The organism is Rhizobium sp. R711, from assembly GCF_002211365.1.
Lineage (GTDB): Bacteria > Pseudomonadota > Alphaproteobacteria > Rhizobiales > Rhizobiaceae > Rhizobium.
On sequence record NZ_LOKZ01000006.1, the window covers coordinates 36,973 to 57,282 of the forward strand.

Annotated in this window: 9 protein-coding genes; 6 read left to right on the forward strand and 3 right to left on the reverse strand. The window is 62.0% G+C overall.

Annotated elements, in window-relative coordinates; genetic code table 11:
* Window positions 1-98: 98 nt before the first annotated feature.
* Entirely contained in the window at window positions 99-8,741 is an 8,643-nt protein-coding gene (locus ATY80_RS09910; RefSeq protein WP_088692273.1) for an immunoglobulin-like domain-containing protein, read from the forward strand.
* Between the two features lie 481 nt (window positions 8,742-9,222).
* On the opposite strand, the gene ATY80_RS09920 is transcribed toward ATY80_RS09910, so the two are convergent.
* Window positions 9,223-9,846 carry a diguanylate cyclase gene (locus ATY80_RS09920; RefSeq protein ID WP_245306787.1) on the reverse strand — a complete coding sequence of 208 codons (624 nt, stop codon included), beginning with the start codon at window positions 9,844-9,846 and terminating at the stop codon, window positions 9,223-9,225.
* A gap of 454 nt (window positions 9,847-10,300) precedes the next feature.
* Between ATY80_RS09920 and ATY80_RS09925 the strand changes: the two genes are divergently transcribed.
* The 4 genes from ATY80_RS09925 to ATY80_RS09940 are packed head-to-tail and all read left to right on the forward strand — an operon-like array spanning window position 10,301 to window position 15,799.
* Window positions 10,301-11,662, forward strand: a complete 1,362-nt coding sequence (locus ATY80_RS09925) for a TolC family outer membrane protein (protein ID WP_088692374.1) — start codon at window positions 10,301-10,303, stop codon at window positions 11,660-11,662.
* Between the two features lie 18 nt (window positions 11,663-11,680).
* On the forward strand, window positions 11,681-13,843 hold the full coding sequence (locus ATY80_RS09930) for a type I secretion system permease/ATPase (protein ID WP_088692276.1): 2,163 nt from the start codon (window positions 11,681-11,683) through the stop codon (window positions 13,841-13,843).
* On the forward strand, window positions 13,840-15,138 hold the full coding sequence (locus tag ATY80_RS09935; RefSeq protein WP_088692277.1) for an HlyD family type I secretion periplasmic adaptor subunit: 1,299 nt from the start codon (window positions 13,840-13,842) through the stop codon (window positions 15,136-15,138). Before ATY80_RS09930 ends, ATY80_RS09935 begins: the two co-directional genes overlap by 4 nt.
* 1 nt (window position 15,139) lies before the next feature.
* Window positions 15,140-15,799 carry a ribbon-helix-helix domain-containing protein gene (locus ATY80_RS09940; protein ID WP_088692278.1) on the forward strand — a complete coding sequence of 220 codons (660 nt, stop codon included), beginning with the start codon at window positions 15,140-15,142 and terminating at the stop codon, window positions 15,797-15,799.
* A gap of 68 nt (window positions 15,800-15,867) precedes the next feature.
* On the opposite strand, the gene ATY80_RS09945 is transcribed toward ATY80_RS09940, so the two are convergent.
* Complete coding sequence (locus ATY80_RS09945; RefSeq protein WP_245306788.1) at window positions 15,868-16,749, reverse strand: transglutaminase-like cysteine peptidase; 882 nt, start codon at window positions 16,747-16,749, stop codon at window positions 15,868-15,870.
* Window positions 16,750-17,051: 302 nt separating this feature from the next.
* On the opposite strand from ATY80_RS09945, the gene ATY80_RS09950 reads away from it, so the two are divergent.
* Entirely contained in the window at window positions 17,052-18,299 is a 1,248-nt protein-coding gene (locus ATY80_RS09950) for a hypothetical protein (protein ID WP_245306789.1), read from the forward strand.
* A gap of 159 nt (window positions 18,300-18,458) precedes the next feature.
* Here the strand turns inward: ATY80_RS09950 and ATY80_RS09955 are convergent, their stop codons facing one another.
* Window positions 18,459-19,979 carry an ABC-F family ATP-binding cassette domain-containing protein gene (locus ATY80_RS09955; RefSeq protein ID WP_088692375.1) on the reverse strand — a complete coding sequence of 507 codons (1,521 nt, stop codon included), beginning with the start codon at window positions 19,977-19,979 and terminating at the stop codon, window positions 18,459-18,461.
* Between the last annotated feature and the right edge of the window lie 331 nt (window positions 19,980-20,310).

The window sequence follows — 20,310 nt, forward strand, 5'->3', positions numbered from 1 at the left end:
GGATGCATAACCGGCTATGTCTGAAGCCGCCGCAAGCATTGATTTTGGTTCTTCTGCGTAATTGATTGGTCCCAGTTTCACATTGGGGTTGTTTTGTTATGTCTATCGAAGATCCGCGCATTTCCGCTATCGCAAGCGAAAACGTCTCGCACGACTTCCGCCAGGACATTCATGAAGATGCAAGTATTGAGACTTCCGCCCGGCAGGGCGTCGAGGTCGCACAGGCCGATAATAGCCAGCAACCTGAGAAGACCGACCGCGTGCCGGCGGCTCCGCAGATCGCAGCTGCCAACGGCAATGCGGTTGAAGTCGTCCCGGATCAGCACAACGTTGCACATCTGCCGGCTGACGTATCGATCGACGACATCCGCGTCGAAGGCAACAATCTTGTACTGGTCCAGGCTGATGGCACGGAGATCGTCATCGTCAACGGCGCCCTGCACGTGCCGACCTTCCTGCTTGGCGAAGTCGAGCTGCCGCAGCAAGCCGTGATCGCCGCCCTCGAGCAGAACAACATCAACGTCGCTGCGGGTCCCGATGGCTCCTATTCGGCGAGCGCATCCGCTCCAAGCTCAGGCGGCAACTTCGACACGATCCAGCAGCCTCCCCATCTGCCGCCGCTGATAGCGGACCTTCTCCCGCCCACAGACCAGCCCGATGGGCAGCCCGGCGGCCTCTTCGGCGGCCGCGACAGCGGCAGCGGCAATCTTCTGGCCGCAAACCCGCCGAGCGTCGACACGCCCACCCCGGACAATGGCGTAACGATCGGCGACCTCGACAGCGCTGCCACCGGCAGCGACGCCGTGGTCTGGGAAGCCGGGCTCCCCGGCGGCTCGGCCGAGGGCTTGTCCGCCAATCCGACTGTCGTGGACGGCAAGTTCACGATCTCGGCTCCGGATGGCTTGGCGAGCGTTACGATTGGCGCGACGACCATCAACGGCGCCGATCTCCTGAACGCGGCCACATTCCCGATCTCTGTTACTCCCGCCGGCTCGTCGCTCGGAACGCTGGTGCTCACTGGCTACAACGCTGCGACCCACGAGGTCTCCTACAAATTCACGCTCGCCAATAACGCAACGCATGGTGACACCGCCCATACCGGCGTGGACGACCAGGTCTCCGCTAATTACGGCATCACCGTTACGGACACCGATGGCGACAGTGCCAACGGCACGCTAACGATTGCCATCAACGACGACGGCCCGACGGCCGCCAATGACGAGGATGCGGTTTCAGGCCCGAGCGCGACCGGCAACGTGATCAGCGGGGCGGACGAGAGCGTCACCGCGGGCCTCGACACGAAGGGCGCTGACGGGGCCAGTGTGACGAACGTTGCGTTCGGCAACGAAACCGGGACGAGCGTCACCGACGCGTATGGCCATGGCCACCAGGTTACGGGCACCTACGGCACGCTGACCATCTACGAGGACGGCCACTACAGCTATATCCGTACCAACGACTCGCCCGTGGCCGACACGGTGAGCGACACGTTCACCTACACGCTCACCGACGGCGACGGCGACAGCGACACCGCGACGCTCAAGATCAACATCACGGACAATGGCGTAACGATCGGCGACCTCGACAGCGCTGCCACCGGCAGCGACGCCGTGGTCTGGGAAGCCGGGCTCCCCGGCGGCTCGGCCGAGGGCTTGTCCGCCAATCCGACTGTCGTGGACGGCAAGTTCACGATCTCGGCTCCGGATGGCTTGGCGAGCGTTACGATTGGCGCGACGACCATCAACGGCGCCGATCTCCTGAACGCGGCCACATTCCCGATCTCTGTTACTCCCGCCGGCTCGTCGCTCGGAACGCTGGTGCTCACTGGCTACAACGCTGCGACCCACGAGGTCTCCTACAAATTCACGCTCGCCAATAACGCAACGCATGGTGACACCGCCCATACCGGCGTGGACGACCAGGTCTCCGCTAATTACGGCATCACCGTTACGGACACCGATGGCGACAGTGCCAACGGCACGCTAACGATTGCCATCAACGACGACGGCCCGACGGCCAATGACGACACGGACTCCTTCGACACGGACACGTTCTCGACCGACGGCAACGTCATCACCGGCGCCGACACCACCAGCGGCACCGCCGGCAAGGATGTGACCGGCGCCGATGGCGCGCATGTCAGCGAGGTGAGCTTCGGCAATGCCACCGTGACGAACGTCACAGACGGAACTCATGGTGCGGGCTTCGAGGTCCATGGCGCTCACGGCACGCTGACGCTCTTTGCTGACGGCCACTACATCTACGCTCAGGACCCCGCCGACCACACAGGCGGTACCGACACTTTCACCTACACGCTGACGGACGGCGACGGCGACACCGACACGGCGACGCTGACGGTAACCGTCCCGCACCAGAACACGCCGCTGGAGATCACCGGTTCGGCGACCGGCGTCGTCGAGGAAGAGGAGCTTTCTGGAGGCAACCCGGATCTCCTGTCGCTCAGTGGCAATGATGACGCCACGCTTTCGAATGCGGTGCAGGGTGTCCTTACGAGCGCACTCGGCATTAGTGGCAAGGATGGAACGCTCAGCTTCGCCATCGGCGCCGTTGCTGACAGTGTTGCAGTCACAACGGTCAGCGGAGGGGGTTCTACGCTGCTGACGTCGGGGGGGTATACGGTCTACTTCCATCAGAGCGATGACGGTACCACCCTGGTGGGGTATACCAACAGCACCGGATCGAGCGGGTACTCCGCCAGCAGCACAACCATCTTCACGCTGGCTATCACCAACCAAACGACCGGCGCCTATACCTTCACCCTGCAAGGTCCGGTTGACCACCCGGTTCACGGCTCGACCCAGACGACGGGCGAGGACTCGCTGGTCATCGACCTCGGCGGGCTCGTAACGGTTTCTGATACCGGCGATGCCGGCGACCACGCGCCAGTCACTGACTTCAAGATCACCGTGATCGACGACGTGCCGGTCGTCTCAGCGCGCGACGCGATCCAGACGACCACGATCGATACCCACGTGGACACGCACAGCTACGATCTCAAGGCCGGCGCCGTCGATGCCCTCGGCGCGTTCGGCGTGAACGGCACCAACGACCACGACGTGCTGATCAAGACGGGTAGCGGCGAGAAGGTCAACAGCAATGGACAGGGCCAGATCGGCTCCGGCAGCCAGTGGCTAGACGGCGGCGAATCTCTGTTTATGAAGTTCGGCGCAAACCTGCAGGCCGACAATACGTTCCACGGCGGACCGGAATATTACGCCAACGCCTCCTTCCAAGTGAATGTCAATGGCAACAAAACATCCGACGTCTTCGTCTCGGCCACCCATGACGGAACCTTCGTCGCGCTGACCTTCGATGCGCCTGTGCCGGCAACCGCAGTCTACCAGGGCGGCGTGCTTATCGGCTACCTGTTCGACAACATGCCCGACAACGCCACCATCTCGGTTCATGGGGCGGCCGGCGCCACTTTCGACGCCCTCAACGTCAGCAATTACGACGGCATTAACGGCAATTCCGGCAACAAGTTCGGCATTGTGGGCATCTCGACTTCCGTCACCACCGTCACGACGACGATCACAAACGAGACGTTCACTCTTGGCCAGGACGAGACGGCGGGCGTCAACAACGCACCCGATCCCAACGCGTCGAACGATCACGCCGCGCCGGACTCGGGGACCGACGCCTACAGCGCGATCTACAAGGACGGCGCCATCGGCTATGCCGAGTCGGCGAGCGTGCTCACCCCGAACGGTGCTTTCACCGCGCTGTTCAACGGCACCGTCGGCGCCGACCATAACGCCTCGGGCGGCGGCGCCTGGACCTTTGCGGTCACGGATGCGAACGGCTACGGATTCGACGGCGTCAATTCAGGCCTGACCACGACGACCGGCCTCGCGATCAATCTGGCCACCGACAGCAGCGGCGCGCTGGTCGGCTATACCGGCAGCGATCCCTCGACGGCCACCAACCAGGTCTTCAAGGTTTATGTCGACAACGCCGGCCATATCTGGATCGCGCAGTACCAGGCGATCCACAACGACGTGGCGCGTTCCAGCAACGTTAACGGCGCCTATGACGACATCGCCACCGTGGCGGCCGATCTTCACATCAAGGGGACCCTGACCGACACCGACGGCGACACGGCCAGCGCCGTGTCCCCGGTGGCGCTCAAGGTGCAATTCCAGGACGACGGTCCGCTGGCGGTGAACGACACCCAGAGCGTCTCCGACTTGGAGGCCAGCGGCAACGTCATTACCGATGCTGCCGGCAAGGATACGGTCGGCACCGACGGCGCAACGGTCACCGGGGTCACCAGCAATAACGCGCCGAGTCATACAGCGACGAATGCCGGCGGCGTCCTGACGATCCATGGCCAGTACGGCACGCTGGAACTGCATGCAGACGGCAGCTACGCCTATCATCGCACCGACGGCTCGCCGGTCACCGACAGCGACGTTTTCCGCTACACGCTTACCGATGGCGACGGCGACAGCTCGCAGGCCACGCTGACGATCTCGATTTCGGACAATGGCGTGACGATCGGCGATCTCCACACTGCCGCCTCGAACAGCGACGCTGTGGTTTCGGAGGCCGATCTGCCCTGGGGCTCGTCGCCGGACTCGGCGGCGCTGACCACCACCGGCAGCTTCACCATCACTGCGCCGGATGGGCTCGCCACGCTTCAGATCGGCACGAATACGATCACCCTCGCGCAACTTAATGCCTCGGCGCAGTCGCCCATCACCGTCACGGGCGGCTCGACTCTCGGAACGCTGGTGATCACCGGCTACAACGCCGCGACCCACGAGGTCTCCTACAAGTTCACGCTTGCCGACAACACCGCCCATAGCGACCATAACCAGACCGGCGCGGCCGACCAGGTCCTCGCCAATTATGGCATTATCGTTACGGACACCGACGGCGACAGTGCCAACGGCACGCTGACGATTGCCATCAACGACGACGGCCCTGACGCCAGCAACGAGGCCCAGCAGAACGTTGCCGAGGGCGCGGTTACCACCGGCACCCTCGACTTCGTCAAGGGCGCGGATGGCGCGACAGTCACGCAGATCAACGGCTCCAACCTAGTCTTCGGCAATGACGGCTGGTCGCAGCAGTTCAGCGTGCAGCACGGCACGCTGCAGGTGAAGGCCGACGGCAGCTATCAGTTCACCGCCCAGGCGAACACGATCTACCAGGACGGCGGCTCGTCCAGCTTCACCTACACGGTGAAGGACGGCGACGGCGATACCTCGTCGGCGAGTATCTCGTTCAACACCACCGACACGCTCGACCCGACCACTGTCAACCTGTCGGCCTCGACCCAGCAGGAAGGCGCTGGCGCCAGCTTCGTCTTCACCGCGACGCTGTCGAGCGCCTCGCAGGGCATCACGATTGTCCACACCGACCAGGGCGATATCACCATCGGCAACGGCCAGACCACCGGCACGCTGACGATTGCCGCCGGCAATGGCGAGGACGTCTACAGCGACGCTTCTTCGAAGACGGCGACGATCACCAGCGCCTCGGGCGGCGGCTTCGAAAACCTCGTTCCCGACACGACGCCGGCGACCGCGACGGTCACCGACACCATCGATACCACGACCGTAAGCCTCACCGCCTCGACCCAGCAGGAAGGCGCTGGCGCCAGCTTCGTCTTCACCGCGACGCTGTCGAGCGCCTCGCAGGGCATCACGATTGTCCACACCGACCAGGGCGATATCACCATCGGCAACGGCCAGACCACCGGCACGCTGACGATTGCCGCCGGCAATGGCGAGGACGTCTACAGCGACGCTTCTTCGAAGACGGCGACGATCACCAGCGCCTCGGGCGGCGGCTTCGAAAACCTCGTTCCCGACACGACGCCGGCGACCGCGACGGTCACCGACACCATCGACGCCGTCACCGCGACGCTCACCGCTGGGAACGCTACCTACAGCGATGGCGTTTTCACGATATCGTATACAATCACGCTGTCCGGTCCCACGGGCCCCATCGCGCCGCTAGATGCCGAGGGCCTCGTGTTCACACTTGCCCACGGCGGCACGATCACACTGCCGCAGGGCCAGACCTCGGTAACGGTCGACCTACATTTCGGTGCGGACAGCTATTCCGGCTCGATCAGCAACTCGATCACCTCGGTCACAGGGCAGAACGAGTATGAGAGCCTGCTCACGACCGGCTCGACCAGTACCACGGTCAATACCCCGCCAACCGTCGTCGACTCCGAAAACTGGCTGTCGAGCGATCCGGCTCAGTACACGTCAGGTGCATCGAGCTATCCCAACGGGTATCCGCTGCACATCGAAGCGCCGACCGATGCCGACCACAACAACCTGGTCGTGAAGGTGTCCGGCACAGTTCCCACGGGCGTGTTCTATAACGACGGCAGCGGCTATGTCGCCCTCACGGCGGGGGTTACGCTCTATGATCTCGCCCACGGCATCAACCTGCTTGACAGCGTGGTCTATCGGCCGACATCGAGCCAGACCGACGCGCAGAACCTGACGCTGAAGCTCGACGTCTATGACGGTACCGTGCATGTCACTCAGAACGTCGGGATTCACGAAGTCCCGCCGACGAGCCTGCCTTCGGATGTCCAGCAGATCGGCAGCGGCGGCAGCCCGCTGACCTCGGGCAACGATCAGACCCAGACGCTGACGCTGTCGCAGGGAACGGTCAACGGCATCCTCGCGGATCCGCATGGTTCGACGGTCGTGGTCTATACGGATTTCCAGAAGTCCCCGTTCGCCACGCCCATCCCCGCTGACGAACAAAACCCCGGGGCTTTTGGCGACGGCTCGGCCGGGTCGGCGCGCGAACAAGAAGTCCAGGTGGAGATCCGCATCGGCGCGAACCATTTCGCCGTCGTCGAGGACGACCGGTCGGCCGGCACGTTTGAGCAGAGCTGGTTCTACGACTCGGCAAGTGGGCTGATGAAGGCGACGGTCGACTACGACCACATCTACCTGCTGGACGCTGCCGGCAACGCCACCTCCACGACCCTGGCGAGCTACCTGATCGGCAACCCCCCGGCAGCCGGGAACACCTGGACGCTGGTCTACACCGACAATAACGGCGGCAACTTCCAGGCCCGAACGGTAACGTTCGACTTCTTCACCCATAATCCTGGCGACCCGGGCATCCCGGTCACCGGCAACACGACTCTGGCCGATACCATCTACGGGACGTCCGGCGAGGACGTGCTCACCGGCAGCGGCGGCAACGATATGCTGTACGGCCGGCAGGACCATGACATCCTCAACGGTGGTATTGGTAACGACATCCTGGCCGGCGGAGCGGACGCTGACACCCTGACCGGCGGCAGTGGCGCGGATACGTTCGTCATCGGCAGTGGCGAGTCGCTCGGCACCACCGGCGGCAACGGAGACAACGGGACTATATCTGGCTATGACATCATCACCGACTTCGATACGACGGCTGATATCCTCAACCTCGCTGGTACCCCATTTGCCGCCGGAAATACTAGCGGTTGGGTCGACGGTACGAACTCGTCGCTGACAATAAGCAGCTCTCAGATCAGCAAGCACAGCATCACGAACGGCATCATCACTTTCGAAAACGCCTCCAACAATGTGGTGACGTTGTCGTCGGCGAGCCAGGTCGCGGCGGTGGTGCAGTATCTGCACCAAAACGATATGGGCAACGCGGGAGCGACCGTCGCCTTCACAGCGACGATCGGCGGTACGGCCCACACCTTTATCTATGAACAGGTCGGGGACACCCCAGATGCGAGCAAGGACATCCTGGTCGATCTGCAGAACGTCAACCTGATCAGCGGCGGGACCAGCCTTGCGACGTTGATCGGCAACAGCCACATCGACCCCATTGTCCTCGACCTCGACCACAATGGAGTCGCGCTGACCTCGCTCGATCAAGGCGTCCAGTTCGATATCAATGCCGACGGTCACAAGGACCAGATCGCCTGGACGGCTGGCAGCGACGGCATCCTGGCACTCGATGTGGACGGCAACGGCAAGATCGACAATGGCAGCGAGATCTTCTCGCCGCACTTTGCTGGTGGCACCTACGTCGATGGTCTGGCGGCGCTGGCGGCGCTTGACAGCAACCATGACGGCAAGATCGATGCGACCGACGAGGTCTTCTCGAAGCTCACCGTCTGGCAGGACCTGAACCATAACGGCATCACCGATAGCGGCGAGCTTTCGAGCCTGGCGGATCATTCGATCAGCAGCATCTCGCTCGACGCTAGCGCCTCCAACGCGGAGATCAACGGCCAGTCGATCCTCGCCGATGGCGACTACACTCTGACAGACGGCGCGACCGGCCACTTCGTCGAGGTTGCCTTCGATACGTCGCTCGGTGGCAGCGAAAATAGCAGCAATGCCTATTCGCTGATCGGTAGCGACGGCGACGACATCCTGTCAGGCAGCGGCGGCATGTTCACGATATCGGGCGGGGCAGGGGCCGACACCTTCGTCCTCGACGCCGATGCTCTGAACGACGTCAAGCTCGCCGATGTCATCACCGACTTCAAGGCCAGCGAAGGCGACACCCTCGATGTGTCTAAGCTCCTCGACAGCCTGCTCGGCCACCAGGCGAGCGAGGCAGAGGCGCTCGCCAGCGTCAAGACGACGGTCACCGGCGCGGATACCGTCGTCAGCGTCAACGCCAGTGGCGGCTGGCACGATGTGGCGATTCTCCAGAACACCACGGAAGCGGTCAAGATCCTCTACGACGACAAGCACGACACGACGACGGCACCGCACGTCGGCTGATGTTCGTACGAACCTGCAAAGGAGAAGGCGCCCTTCTTCGGCGCCTTTTCTGCTTTCTGGTACCGATTCGGGGCAAGCCCTTCTCTTGCTGCTGTCCCCGCATGGTCATTCGCCACCGCTTTCGCGAAGCGGACGGAGTCGGCTCTGGCTCGGACGACGACTCTAGCGAGACTGGCCCGGTCACGGGCGACCGAGGCGCGCTCACCTCGGAAGAAAAGGTGCTTTATCGGCGCATCTTCTGCCTTCCGGGATCGGTGTGGGCAATCTTCCGCACGTCGGATTACCCATCCTCTTGCGCCTGTTATATTGCCGAGCGGTTCCTCGGCCGGGCTTGGAGATGATCCGCGTCTCCCGCCAGTGCACGGCCGCAGGCAGCTTTTCTTCTCAAAGGAAGAGAGACGCCGGATACGCGGGACAATAGGGTTCAACGAGCAAAGGGCGCCTTTCGGCGCCCTTTGCTCGCTGTTACTGATCGGTCGGATCAGGCGGCCGGCAGCCGCGACAACGGAATGGCGTCTTCGGTCTCGCCGCCGCGCTGCATCGCCATTTCGTCGGCCAGTTGGCGGATGTGATTGAAGTCGGTCGCTCCCTCGAAGACCGCGCCGCCGAGGCGCACGCCGATCGTCATCGGCGTGCCTTCCGCCGAGAAGGAGGCCTCGGCCACGCGCCGGCGGATACGGGTGCCGACATCCTGGGCGTTTTCGACCGTCGCACCCGGGAGAAATACCCCGAGTTCGTTGGTGGCGAGGCGAGCAACAAGATCGCCCTTTCTGACCGAGGACTGGATGATCGCGGCAAGCGACTGCATGACCGTGTCGGCCCATTGCGGGCCGTAACGCCGACTGATCTCGTCGAGCGTATCGATCACGACGGCTATCATCACGCCGCCGGCATCGGTTGCGATTCGCTTGCGCCGATCGATGTAGTGCTCGACGGCAGCTGCAAAGGCAGTACCGTTCAGCGTCTTCGTTAAAGCGTCGTGGCGCGCAGCATAGTTAACCGTTTCTTGTAGTTTCTTGAGGTCACCAACTTTGAGCTGCAAGATCAGAAGCAGCGGAAATGCAACAAGAAGTGAAATTAAGCCTGCGCCGATAAATCCTACCAAAAATGGTCGATCCGGCACGATAAGGTTTAAGATAAGTAAAACGCCGACGGATCCAGCCGCAAAGCAGACCGCGCCGAGGGTGGCGATCCGAAGAGCTGAAACGATTGTGGCGGAAGAGTAACGCTGGCTTAAATTCATCGGGGTTCTTGTCCGTTTGAAAGTCATGCCAGATAAACAGGTTCGGGCAAAGCCCCCGTTAAAAAATCCTGTAAAATTCTCGCTTTAGGCAGTTGTCCACCGCGATTAACTGTTTTGGCAGGAATGCTTGGGGCCGCAATTGGAATGTGGAAAGATTGGTGTTACTTATTTGCTGAAGAAGAGACTTTGGTATACGGGTACGCCGGTGAATCTTTGATGTTGAGGGGCATCGATCTTGTTTAAAGGCAAAAGAATTTTTGCAGCATTGTCTGCGACGGTTGCTTTCAGTTTTTCGTTTTATGCTGATGCGAATGCAATATCTCTGCAGCAGGCTATCGAAAAAACGATGAAAACGAACCCGCAGATCTTGCAGGCTGCGAAGGATCGTGAAGCTGTCGAGTTTGAACTGCGCCAGGCGCGCGGTTTATACTTGCCATCGGTAGACCTGGAGAGCGGGATCGGCCGTCGTCGCTTGTCGAATGCCAGCTCCGGTTCGCTGAGAGACGATCATGACTATCTGTCGCCGGGCGATGTTGGTCTTACGGTCACGCAGACACTTTACGATGGCGGCAGCCGCCGCGCGCAGGTCGAGCAGCAGGCTTCGCGTGTCGATGGCGCTTCCTTTCGCGTCCTTGAACGGTCTGAGTCGCTCGCCCTCGAAGTGACGCAGGATTATCTGGAATATATGCTCCAAAATCAGATCGTCGCTGCTGCCAAGCAGAACGTCGCCTTCCACACGCAGATGGTCGGCGATATCGACGAGAGCATCAAGGGTGGCGCCCTGACCGACGCCGACCGCCTGCAGGGCAGCGAGCGTCTGCAGGCCGCCAAGGCGCGGCTGCGTGAGGCGCTCGAGGAACTCGAGCAGACGAAGATCCGCTTCCTGCAGGCAGTCGGCGAGCCGATCACCAATGCGCAGACGCCGCCATCGGTCGGCAAGTATGTTCCGAAGACGTTGAACGACGCGGTCTTTGTTGCAGGCAAGAACAGCCCGCGCATCTATTCGGCCAATGCCGACGTCGATGCGGCCGATGCCGGTGTTCGCGGCGCGCGCGCCAACTACCTGCCGAAGGTCAATCTCGAAGGCGCCGCCCGCGTCGGCAACGACATCGACGGCGACGAAGGCAACACCAACGACTACCAGGTCCGTGTCGTTGCCCGCTGGAACCTCTATCGCGGCGGCATCGATGTTGCTCGCGAGCAGGAGCAGATCCGCCGCGCCGGTGAGCAGCGCTATAATCTCGCTCAGGTTCAGCGCGAGGTCGAAGAGTCGGTCCGTTCCGCTTGGAACGAGCGCGTCAGCCGCGGCGAGCTGTCCGGCATCCTGAACAAGCAGGCCTCGATCAACAACCAGCTCGTCGGTTCCTACCGCGAGCAGTTCAAGGTTGGTCAGCGCTCGCTGCTCGACGTGCTCGATGCGCAGAACACGAAGTTCAATACACAGGTCCTTGCCGACACGGCGCGGGTCGCGTCGCAGTTTGCCGAGTACAAGATTCTGGCGGCATCCGGCAATCTGCTGCAGACGATGAAGCTGAAGCCGGTCGAGCAAAGCCAGCCTTATGCGCGGGAAGGGTTTGCTGTCCCCGCGAGCGTCGCGAATCCTGGATATGTCGAGCTTGATTCCCATCAGAAGGCCGGCATGCCCCTGGATCTCCTAGCGCCAATTCGACAGCAGTAGTCGAACGGCCATGGAACGATGCTGAACGTAGCGCCAGAGACTTCCAGCAGCACGCCGCTGCAGACCTTCAAAGCCGCATTCAAGTCCGTGGCTGCGTTCTATGGCCGACCAAGCTCAGACACGGTCCTCTTCTCCGGTCTTCCGGATGAGGTGACCGAGTCGCTTGAGGTGGACGATGTCGAGCGCATGGCCGAACGGATCGGCCTGCAGGTGATCAAGCACCAGGAGCGCGAATGCCGCCAGGGCAATTTCGATTGTCCGGCGATCGTCGCGTTTGCCGATGGCAGCGTGCTGCCTCTGCTCGAGGTCGCCGAGGACGGCTCCTATGTCACGGATATCGTTCCGATTGCCGGCAACGCCATCCGGCTGACGCGGGAAGAATTCCTGGCGCTGAAGCCGCAGCTGGCCTTTGCCTTTACGCTTTATTATCAGAACGCCTCGGAAGAGGCGCTGGTTGGCAATGCCGTGGAGATCGAGAAGCGGCATTGGCTGGCAACCACGCTCGTGCCTTACTGGCGCACCTATGTCCGCGTCATGATCGCGGCGCTCTTTATCAATCTGATTGCGCTCGGCTCGCCGCTTTTTACGATGAACGTCTATGACCGGGTGCTGCCGAACAAGGCGATCCCGACGCTCTGGGTTTTGGCCGGGGGTATCTCGCTTGCCTATATTTTCGACTTTCTTCTGAAGACGGCGCGCTCGTCGCTGATCGACTATGCCGGACGCAAGGCGGATCTGCGCCTGTCGCAGTTGCTGTTTGACAAGGTGCTGAATTCGACGCTCGCCTCGCGGCCGCTGTCGACCGGCGAATATGCCAACCGCGTGACGCAGTATGAATTTGTTCGCGAGTTCTTCACGTCGAACACGATCGGCGTCCTCATCGACAGCCTTTTCGTCTTCATCTTCCTCGGCGTGATCTATCTGATCTCGGGCTGGCTAGTGGTCATCCCGGCTGTGGCCTTCGTCCTGTCGGTTGCGATCGGCTTGTGGGCGCAGGCCGCGATTGGCAAGCGCATGGCGACTGCCGCCAACGAGGCATCGCGTCGCCAATCCCTGTTGGTGGAGACGATTTCGACGATCGAAACGCTGAAGAGCCTGCGCGCCGAAGCGACGATGCTCCGCCGTTGGCAGGAGCTGACCAAATATTCGAGCCGCACCAGCGAAGACATCAAGCATATCTCGACGAACGCCATCAACATGACGATGTTCATCCAGCAGATGGTGAGCGTCCTGATCGTGATTGCCGGTACCTACGAGTTCTCCGAAGGCCGCATTGCCATGGGCGCGATCGTCGCGACGGTCATGCTGGCGAGCCGCGCCGGCGCGCCGCTCGGCCAGATCGCCATGACGTTGGCTCGGTTCCGCCAGGCAACCATGTCCCTTCGCATCCTCGATAAGATCATGGAACAGCCCGACGATCGTCCGTCTACCGTCGGTTTCGTCAACCGGGAGATTACCCGCGGCGCCTTCAGCTTCCAGGATGTATCTTTCCAGTATCCGGGGTCGGACTATCCCGTTATCAACAAGCTGTCCTTCACGGTGCAGCCGGGCGAGCGCGTCGGCATCATCGGCCGCATCGGCTCCGGCAAGACCACGCTCGGTCGTTTGCTTGACGGCCTCTTTTGCCCCTCGGGCGGCCGCGTACTGATCGATGGCGTTGATATCCGCCAGTACCACATGGCAGAGGTTCGCTCGGCGGTCGCCGTGGCCGGCCAGTCGTCCGATCTCTTCTCCGGCACGGTCAAGGAAAACCTGCTGATCGGACGCGCCGACGCGACCGACGAGGAACTGCTCGAGGTCGCCCGCATGACCGGTGTCGACGAGTTCGTCGGCAATCATCCTCGCGGCTTCGACATGCCGGTCGGCGAGCGCGGCACGAACCTGTCGAGCGGCCAGAAGCAGGCACTGACGATTGCACGCCTGCTGCTCACCAAGCCGAAGATCGTATTTCTCGACGAGCCATCGGGCGCCATGGATTTGGCAACCGAACGCAATCTGATTGCGCGCTTGTCGAAGGCTATCAGCCGTGACACCACGCTTTTGATCGCCACTCATCGCTACAGCATGCTTGAGCTCGTCGATCGCCTGATCGTCATCGACAAGGGGCGGATCATTGCCGACGGTCCGAAGAATGCGGTGATCGAAGCGATGCAGCGCAAGCCGGCGGGGGCGCAGTCATGAGCCTCGCCAGCAACCGCCACGACAATCCTCCGCTTCTCGCCCGCGGCATTCTGGCTCTGGTAGCCCTCGTGATTGCGAGCTTCATCGCATGGGCGGCGATCGCCGATATCAACGAGATCGCCCGCGGCGAGGGCAAGGTCATTCCGGTGTCGAAGACGCAGATCATCCAGTCTTCGGAGCCCGGCGTCGTTCAGCAGATCGCCGTCGTCCTCGGTCAGGTCGTCCGCAAGGGCCAGCTGCTCGTCCAGCTCGACAACACGACAACGACGTCCACGCTTGGTGAATCCGTTGCCAAGGCGCGTGCGCTCGGCGCCAAGGTTGCACGCCTGAAGCTCGAGGAGGCGGGCCAGTACGACGCTGAGTTCATCTGCCCCGAGGAGATCATGTCGGTCGCCAAGGATGTTTGCGGCAACGAGGCGAAGCTCTTCGCCGCTGATCGCGCCAGCTACCAGAACAAGCTCGGCGTCTTGCAGGAGCGTGTCCGCCAGCGCGAGAACGAGCTCAGCGAAGCGCATGCGAACATCGATCGCCTACAGCAGAACATCGAAGGCGCACAGCGCCAGTATGACCTCATTTTCCCGCTGGCGCAGAAGAAGCTGGTGGCGCAGACGGAAGTGCTGAAGACCGAGCGCGATCTCACCGACCAGCAGGGCCAGCTCAAGGTCTATCAGGAAAGCATCGACCGCCTGCAGGCTGCCGTGCAGGAGGCCAAGCTGCAGCTCGGCGATCTTGCACTTGAGCTGCGCCAGCAGGCGCTGACCGACAAGGCGCAGGCGCTGGCCGAGCTTTCGGTCGTCGACGAGACCATCCGCGGCGCCTCCGACCGCGTCAAGCGCACCGATATCCGTTCGCCCGTCGATGGCATCGTCAATACTCTGGAGGTCAACACCATCGGCGCCTATGTCGATCCGGGCCGTGTCATTGCCGGCATCGTGCCGACCGCCGACACGCTGCTGGTTGAAGCCAAGATTTCGCCGCGCGATGTCGCCTTCGTGCGCCGCGGCCAGCCGGCCGTCGTCAAGATCACGGCTTACGATTTCTCGATCTTTGGCGGCCTTGAAGGCGTCGTCGAGAACATCTCGGCCGACAGCCTCGTGGAGAAGGAAAAGGGCGAGACCTACTATCTGGTGCAGGTCAAGACAGACAAGTCCGCGCTGGAGCGTGATGGAAAGTCCTATCCGATTATCCCCGGCATGGTTGCCTCGGTCGAAATCATGACCGGCAACAAGACGGTGCTGAGCTACCTGATGAAGCCGATCAACAAGGCGCGCAGCGAAGCGCTGACGGAGCGATAGGATGCTGATCGTTAAGCCTGGCAGCAACGCACTCTCCGAGCTCGAACAGATCGAGGAGCCTTTGCCGGCCATCGGCGCCGATGAGATCGAGCCGCGCTTCCGGGCGGTCGTCGGCCGAGGCGGCGAGCGTCGCGGCATTCGCCTCGAGCGGATTTACTGGGATGGCCTCGGCCGCATGTCGGCTGCCGGCAAGATGAGCACTGCCGACCTCGTCCACTACACAGCCTCGCAGATGCCGGAGTCCGGCAACCTTGCCTCGCTGCTGCGTGTGCTTAGCTTCAAGTGGGCGCTGCGCCGGCTGGATACCGTCGAGGACGCCTCGTCCATGGCAAACGTCAACGCCATCATTCAGGCGTCGCCGTCGCCGACGATCCTGCTGACGCAGGAAAAGAAGATCCAGCTCTTCAACGATCCTTTCCTGACCATGCTGCGCCAGCGACTTCCGCTCGGCGATGCGGCGCAACTGACGAAGAGCTTGCGGTTCTCGATCGACACGCAGATCGACGAGGCCATTGCCACGCTTTATCGCAACCGGGGCAAGACTCTGAACACCGGTTTCACCATCGGCGTCGGCTCTGCCTCGATGAAGGGGCAGATCAATCTGGCTCTCGCGCCGACCCACGAGAAGCCGATGCTGATCGGCTATATCTCCCGCTACTGACCGCCAAATCCCGTCACGAAAAAGGCGGCTGAATTTCAGCCACTTTTTTCTTGTCTTGCCTCTGATTGTCAGAACGCAACGCCTTCGCCGGGGGCAACCTTTTCCAACGGCATGGCGGAGGCGACCTGCTTAGCGCCGGTGCGCGTTCCGTGCAGGTAGCCCTTGCCGTCCGCAATCGAGTAGAGCGGCACGTAATCAGGCAGCTTCGTGTCGGGCAGCACCTCGTCACGCATGTTGTCGAGGATGAAGTGGTTGCCGTTCACCGCGACGGAAAGGACCGCGTGGTAGAAGTGGCGCTTCTGATCGAAAAGCACGACGATAGACATGTCCTTGAGGTCAACGCCGTCCGCGTGCAGAGCGGCCATCTTCAGGATCGCGAAATCCTCGCAATCACCCTGCTGGCGCGCGAGCGTTTCGGCGGGCGTCGCCCAGTAATCAGCCACCTTGTAGGTGTCGATGTCGCGACTGTAGCGGATCGTGTGATTGACGGTGATGTTGATGGCGTTGAGCTTGTCGCGGATCGAGGACTGCGAGGTCTTGGTGAAGGCAACCTTGATGGTGGTTGCGGCCTCGGAGCATGCGCCGGCGCTGCAATTAATGGCGGTTCCATCCGTCATTTCCGCCAAAGACGGTTCGAACTTCTGCAGGGCGGCAAGTCGTTTGAAAGGAATGGCGACGGTCCCGAAAGCGGCGTTGCCCGTCGGCGCGGCAATCGCCGGGCGCGCGACCGGTTGCGTTGGTGCGACGCTCTCCTTCACCCAGCCGGCAGGCTCGGGCTGAAGCGAGCGCGTCAGCGCAGCAACGTCGATGCTGCCGATGACATTCGTTGCCAGGCTCAGGAGATCGGCAACGCTACCGAGCGTCAGGACGCGCGCCGTATCGACAGCGAAGTCGACCGAGTGCATCGCGCCGGAAAACTGCGCAGACGGAAGGGCGGATGCCGACGACATGTTCGGCGAGAACGCAAGGGAAAATGCGGAGAAAGTAAAAGCAGCAATTTTGCTTATTCTTATACTGCACTTCATGGATCGTCGTCTCTCGTTGGTTGTGAGAAACGTACAAAACATCTATAAAAATCAGGTATTTAAGCATGGATAAGGTCAGTATAAACTATCCATTCAAAAGAACATAAAAGTTTAGTGCGCCCGTCAACCAAGTTTGGGTGAAGGGTTTGCTTTCCGGTGTTGCCTGTGCAGATATGTAGTCCTGCTAAAGGCCAGGAAAAGGCCGCAATTACGAGGGTGGAGAGCAGGTGACAGTGCAGTCGATCGAGCCGGTGCAAGGCTCGCATGGTTTACGCTCGCCACGGCAAATGTCGCCTTCGGAAGGCGTCCGTCCCCTGAAACGCATCAAGTCCGTTCTCGCGATGTCGATCGTGGTAGCCTGCGGTGCGCTCGCCGGCTGCCAATCCGACGTCGATGGTGTCGCCAAGAATGTGAAGACCAATGACATCAAGGCACCGTCGAGCGAGGTCGAGGAGAGCTTTGGAGAAACCGGAGCGGAGATCACGCTGCTGCTGCCCAAGGGTGCGACCGGGATCTATGAGGGCGCTGCGCGTGACGTGCGCGATGGCGCCGGCCTCGGTGTCGGCGAACTCGGGGGCAACCAGGTTTTCGTGAAGGTTGTCGACGTGGCCTCCGGCGGTCCTGCTGTCGCGACCGCGGTCAGCGCGGCAAAGGCACGCGGCTCCGTTCTCCTCGTCAGTTATGCATCGCCTGTCGTCACAGCGGCCATCGCCGCGATACCGGCTGATCAGCGACCGCCTCTGCTCAATCTGAGCGTGCCTGTGCCGCCGACATCGGGGAATGTCTATAACTTCGTTTCCGACGAGATCGACAGCGCCATCGAAGGCGCGCGGGCAGCGGCTGCCAGCGGCCATAAGAAGGTGCTGGTTTTCGCGCAGAGCGATTTTCCGGCTGCGGGCGAGGAGCGGCTGGCAAGCGCGATCCGCGCCGGCGGCGGTACCTATCTCGGCCTTGCCCGTTATGATCTGACAGATGCTGCCGCATCGGATGCAGTCAAGAAAGCCAGCGTCAATCTGCAGAATGCCGACGCCGTGCTTGTCCTCGGGAAGACGGTGATCACGACCACTATTGCCGGCGCTGTAAAAGCCAGCGTCAAAACGAACGTCGCCGTCGTCGGCACGAGCGCCTGGCCGCCGCAGACCTACACCGATCCCTCGGTGGCAGGCGCGGTGATCGCCATGGTCGAGCCTGAAGGCGCGACGATGATTGCCGAGCGTTACCAGCGCCACTACAAGCGCACGCTCTCCACCGATGCGGCTTACGGCTACGATGCGGTGGCGGTTGCCTCGGGCATTGTCCGGACAAAGGGGCCGGAGGGGATGAACGCGCAGAACCTGACCAGCAAGGTCGGCTTTCGCGGTGTGACGGGTCTCTTCCGGCTGATGCCGGGCGGAACCGTGGAGCGCAAGATGAGCCTCTATTCTCTCAGCGGCGGCAAGCTCAGCTTGCTCGGCGCCACGCCGGCCTCGTTCTGATAGCTCGCAATCTTGGACATTGGTCAGAGGATGCGTCCGCCATCTCCCCCGCGCTGTGTAAGCGCATGGTGGGCCGGCCAGCAGATGCGGTCCTTGTCCTGATAAACGGCACGCTTTCCCAGACCTAAAGCCCGCCGCGTGAGAGGCGGGCCAATTGTTCTAAGGCCGAGCCGCCGCAAAGAAAGGCTCCGGGCTTTCGACTTCGACCAGCCGCCGGCGCTCGATCTGCCAGAACCGGTTGCCGATGGCGCGCACAAAGCTGCGGTCGTGGGAGACCAGCAGGCAACTCGCCTGATGGGCCATGAGCTCGCCCTCCAGCGCTTCCTGCCCGTCGATATCGAGGTGGTTCGTCGGTTCGTCGAGTAAATAGAAGTTCGGCTCCGTCAGCCGCAAAACCAGCATGCCCAGCCGCGCCTTCTGGCCACCCGAAAGCCGCCCGACGGGACGCGACTGCATGTCGATGGCCATGCCGGCGCCCGCCAGCAGTGCCCGCGCCCGCTGATCGCCGACGTCGAAGCGCCGGATGATCGTCTCCATCGGCGTCTCGCTGTCCTTCAAGTCGGCAAGCGCCTGGTCGCTATAGCCGAGCACCAGCGAGGGCGTGGCCTTGATGCCGTCCTGCGCCGTCTCCGCGTTGCCGATCGCCTTTCGCAGCATCGCAATCAGCCGCGATTTGCCGGCACCGTTCTCCGCGAGCAGGACGATCCGGTCGCCTTGGCAGATAAACTGCTTGCCGGTCCGGAAAAGCGGTGTGCCTTCAGGCGTGCGGACTTCGGCATCATCAAGCGTAATCAGCACCTTGGCATGGGTGCCGCGATTGGCGAGCCTGATCGTCCCGGCCGATCGCTCGAGATGAGCGGGCCTGGCCGCATCCTCCAGTTTCTCGGCGCGTTGTTTCAGCTGCTTGGTCTTGACCACCAGCAGGTCGCTGCCGGAGTTGATGCCGATATTGTTGAGCTTCGCCGCCTGCTTGCGCAGTTGCTCGGCCGTCTTCATGTCGCGTTCGTAGCGTCTCCTGTCGGCCGCATCCGCCTCGTCCAGTGCTGCCCGCGCCGGGCTGTAGGGCAGCGAAAAGACTTGCGACTGCTCCGGCCGCAGGAACAGCGTGCGGTTGGTGACGGCATCGAGAAAGGCGCGGTCGTGGCTGGAGATGACAACGGGCACATCGCGAGGCAGCGCATTCAGCCAATCCTCGAGTGCTGCTATCTTGCCGAGATCGAGATGGTTCGTCGGCTCGTCGAGCAGCAGTGCATCCGGCTCCATCACCCAGGTGCGCGCCAGCATCGCCAGCCGCTGCCAGCCGCCGCTGAGCTGCCCGACCGGGCAGCTGCGCAGGGCTTCGGGAACGTCGAGTGTGTCAAGTACGATGTCCACACGCCAGCTTTCGTTGGCCTGCTGGTCGGCCGGCAGCACCTGCAGAACGGCATCGTGGAACGGAACGTCGAGCAGCTTGGCCGGCACGTCCTGCTCGACATAGCCGATCGCCAGCCCGCGTGAGCGTGTGATGTCGCCATGGGTTGCCTCCAGCGCCCCTGAAATGCAGCGGAGCAGAGTGGACTTGCCGCGGCCATTGGCGGCAACGAGCCCAAGGCGGTCGCCGGCATTGATGACGAGGTCGAGCTTGGCGAAAAGCGGTGCGCTGAGGGTGACGCCGAGATTGCGGATATTGATAAGGGGCATGATCTTGCTCTGGCCTTGCCGAGCGATCACACGGGCGAGGGCATGCAGCCTTCATCGCGTGCGTGTGCTTGGAGCTCGGTGGATGGATAGTTGCAGACGAGCCGGATGCTCGAACTGCTGCCACGAGGGGCAGACCAGGAAGAAAGTTTGTGAGAAACAGTCTCTGGTCAGCCCTGCAAACGCATTTGCAGGGCGTTGACGGGGCCACGTTGCCGGTTGAACCGGAAATAGAAATTTTGCACGCGACCCTCCTTTCTCTTTGAGTGCACAACAGAAATAGCAGCAGGCATGCAAAAATGCAACCAAAGCGGTCACGTCAGGCCCTTCGGAG

Coding starts and splice junctions, on each gene's coding strand:
- ATY80_RS09910 (WP_088692273.1), top strand. CDS start 99: ATGTCTATCGAAGATCCGCGCATTTCCGCTATCGCAAGCGAAAACGTC.
- ATY80_RS09930 (WP_088692276.1), top strand. CDS start 11,681: ATGCTGAACGTAGCGCCAGAGACTTCCAGCAGCACGCCGCTGCAGACC.
- ATY80_RS09935 (WP_088692277.1), top strand. CDS start 13,840: ATGAGCCTCGCCAGCAACCGCCACGACAATCCTCCGCTTCTCGCCCGC.
- ATY80_RS09940 (WP_088692278.1), top strand. CDS start 15,140: ATGCTGATCGTTAAGCCTGGCAGCAACGCACTCTCCGAGCTCGAACAG.
- ATY80_RS09945 (WP_245306788.1), bottom strand. CDS start 16,749: ATGTCGTCGGCATCCGCCCTTCCGTCTGCGCAGTTTTCCGGCGCGATG.
- ATY80_RS09955 (WP_088692375.1), bottom strand. CDS start 19,979: ATGCCCCTTATCAATATCCGCAATCTCGGCGTCACCCTCAGCGCACCG.